Origin of the sequence: Flammeovirga aprica JL-4, assembly GCF_012844305.1 — a bacterium.
In the GTDB taxonomy this organism is placed as follows: Bacteria; Bacteroidota; Bacteroidia; order Cytophagales; family Flammeovirgaceae; genus Flammeovirga; species Flammeovirga aprica.
This window is the reverse complement of the sequence record NZ_JABANE010000446.1, coordinates 1-518: the sequence shown is the minus strand read 5'-3', so window position 1 is coordinate 518 and position 518 is coordinate 1. Positions and strand designations below refer to the sequence as shown.

Genomic DNA, 518 nt, shown 5'->3' with positions numbered 1-518 from the left:
ATGCATTTCGCCGTTATCGTCCAGGTTTTCATTAAGACGCATCGCCATAGCCGATCAACCTACCCGTAATTTCTGCGCGCTGCGCACCGGCTTCACGCCGCTGGCGCTGAGGTCCAGATCGCGGCTTTGCAGCAGGAGTACCTGAGCGGCGACGTCGCCGAGCGAGGCCTTGTAGCTGCCGATCATGCGGGCGAAGATGTTATAGATGACCACCGCCGGGATGGCGGCGAACAGGCCGATGGCCGTCGCCAGCAGCGCTTCTGCGATGCCCGGCGCTACCACCGCAAGATTGGTGGTCTGGGTCTGGGCGATGCCGATAAAGCTGTTCATGATGCCCCAGACGGTACCAAACAGGCCCACAAACGGGGAAATGGCGCCGATGGTCGCCAGATAGCCGTTACCGCGCCCCATATGGCGACCAACCGCCGCAACGCGGCGCTCAAGGCGAAAACCGGTTCGTTCCTTGATGCCTTCATTGTCTTCGGCACCGGCAGAGAGTTCGAGTTCGTTCTGCGCTT

1 protein-coding gene is annotated in these 518 nt (G+C 61.0%); it reads right to left on the bottom strand.

What is annotated here, in order from left to right; all coding sequences use genetic code 11:
• Positions 1 to 54: 54 nt before the first annotated feature.
• The coding region (gene exbB / locus HHU12_RS34860; protein ID WP_169661255.1) for a tonB-system energizer ExbB at positions 55 to 518 on the bottom strand (464 nt) is incomplete at its 5' end.